This window comes from Limnofasciculus baicalensis BBK-W-15, assembly GCF_024178385.1.
Classification (GTDB): domain Bacteria; phylum Cyanobacteriota; class Cyanobacteriia; order Cyanobacteriales; family Coleofasciculaceae; genus Limnofasciculus; species Limnofasciculus baicalensis.
On record NZ_JAMZMM010000219.1, the window covers coordinates 1 to 2,496 of the forward strand.

2 protein-coding genes are annotated in these 2,496 nt (G+C 42.9%); both read left to right on the forward strand.

Annotation, left to right across the window (positions count from 1 at the left end):
- The first annotated feature begins 71 nt into the window (after positions 1-71).
- Complete coding sequence (locus NJ959_RS19195) at positions 72-521, forward strand: hypothetical protein (RefSeq protein ID WP_254013349.1); 450 nt, start codon at positions 72-74, stop codon at positions 519-521.
- A gap of 172 nt (positions 522-693) precedes the next feature.
- Entirely contained in the window at positions 694-2,232 is a 1,539-nt protein-coding gene (locus tag NJ959_RS19200; protein ID WP_254013350.1) for a serine/threonine protein kinase, read from the forward strand.
- Positions 2,233-2,496: the final 264 nt, after the last annotated feature.

A 2,496-nucleotide genomic window follows, 5' to 3' on the forward strand; every position in this document is an offset into this window, starting at 1 on the left:
GATGGCAACTGCTGAGTTAACATTCTATAGAAGCGATGTTGGATAATAATAGATAAGTAAAAGGGAAGATCGTGGCTCACACCTTTTTAATGGAGGCCGGACGCTGGACATTCCAGGGAAATTGGCTGGAGCGAAATGGACTGCCAATTAGCGTCAGGGGTAAGACAATCATTGCTTGGGGTCGGGAAAATTGGTTTACTATGGTCACCAAGTTAGTTTTTCCTGACAGTGAGCGCGAAGACATTTCTTTTCAGTATCGGGGTCGTCTTGACGCTGGAGAACGGCAGTACACTTTCGTATTACAACACAGTGTTTTAGGTCGTGTTGAAGGAGAAGGCTGGGTGACTCCAGAATCGATCGTGCAACGCTACTGGGTTTTAGGCGATCGCCAAAGACGCAGTGGCTTTGAAACTAGGTATCAAATTGATGAAAACACCTATTACTTATCTAGCAGCATTATGGCGGGTCATTATCTTACCAGTACCATGGAGGCAATCCTAGAGCGCCAGCAAGAATCCTAAGTTGGTTGTTTGTTGTTGGTTATTGGTTGTTAGTTGTTAGTTGTTACTTATGGCTTATTTATTGACAAATAACCAACAACCAATAACAAATAACCAACAACCAATAACCAACAACCAACAACCAATAACCAAGAACCAACAACCAACATTTTTGCACCTCACCAAGCCAATCATGACATCACAAGAGCCTAAACGCTTACTCGGCAATCGCTATCAGCTCGAAGAAATGATAGGGAAAGGCGCTATGGGTCAAGTTTATAAAGCCAAAGATATGTTACTGGGAGGCGTGATTGTTGCCGTCAAGTTTCTCTCCCAAGCATTGCTGGATAAAAAAATGCGCGATCGCTTCGTCAGGGAAGCAACTATCTGTGCGTGGCTAGGTGAAAAAAGCAATCATATTGTCCGAGTTAAAGACTATGGCGTAGATGAAAATGATATTTCTTTTTACGTCATGGAATACTTGGAAGGTGATAACTTAAGCGAGGTACTCAGGCGGGAATCTCTGCCTTTATTGCGATTTTTAAATATTTCTCGCCAAATTTGTTTAGGATTGCAATGCGCTCACAAAGGTATCCTTTATGAAGGTCAAGAAACCCAAATTATTCATCGAGATATTAAACCCAGCAACATTCTAGTTATTCCAGATTCCTCTTTCGGCGAACTTGTTAAAGTTCTGGATTTTGGCATTGCCAAGCTAATCCAAGCTGACAGCGCTCAAACTCAGTCATTTATGGGGACATTAGCTTATTGTTCGCCCGAACAAATGGAGGGAAAAGAACTAGATCCACGCTCTGATATTTACAGTCTAGGCGTGATGATGTTTGAAATGCTGACAGGTGAAATGCCGATTTTGGCAGAAAATCGTTCCTTCGGCGGGTGGTATAAAGCCCATCATTCTACACCTCCTAGATCCTTTGCCTCGGTTAACCCTAACCTGAAATTGCCCAAGGCTTTAGAGAATCTAGTAATGAGCTGTATGGCAAAATCACCGACTTCCCGCCCTCAAAGCATTGAGGAAGTCTTAGAGGCTTTAGAGCCTTTAGATGAGCGCTTAGGTAGGGGGCGAGTTTTGGGGCAGCGAATTGGTGTTGCCCTATCTAGACTACCAATTACTAACGACAAACCAGAGAAGCCTCTTGCTACAGCAGATGAAATTTGTCGGCAAACTTCTTGGCCTAGCAATAAACCTATCTCGAGTATTGTATTTCCCCATATTATTCGCACGAGCCGCGAAGAGTTAGCCTCTCTTTGGGTAATGCTCAGTCAAGAGGATATTCAAAAACATCAAGTTAGCACCCGCTACAACCAATTCCTATTTGTTATGTCACCCCATCCAATGGTGTTGTGGATTACATGCCTCCACAACCGCGAACACAAAACTCGGTGGCTGACTTGTTATCTCGATCTAAAAACTACTCAAGGTCAGAAAATGGTTAGACTATTGGGTGAAGCGGGGTGTTATCGTATCTTATTCTTTGCCCTCTCTAAACCGGAACGCTGCGCCCATGTCATGACTTCAACTATTGCCCCTGCCCAACGCCAACTATTGACTGAGTGGGCAAATAGTAGCCAAACATCTGTATCAGCAAATCAGCCTCAGTTGAGTAAAAAAATTCTTCAGCAAGAGTTGGAGAAGCTCAAACCTAAGATTGTGACAAAACTGCAAGCTATTAATACAGGTGGTTCTAATTTTCCTGGTATGAGTAATTAGTAATGCTACCGCTACTGGAGGTAAGGACAGATAAACTGCCTTCACACTTGCTTTGACTTTATTCTTAACTGTGTTAACGTTCTTTTTAACTGCCCTCACACCACAAATAATTCTCGCTGTGGTGGCGAGAATAGTTATCCAAGTTTATTTCAGTCCCAATCGCATTTCCTTGAGTTTTTCACTTCCTCATAATTGAGGATAACTGAACAATCGGGACGCTTCAGCCTTAAGTTTATTCTTAACGGCATTAGCAGTAGCCTTGAC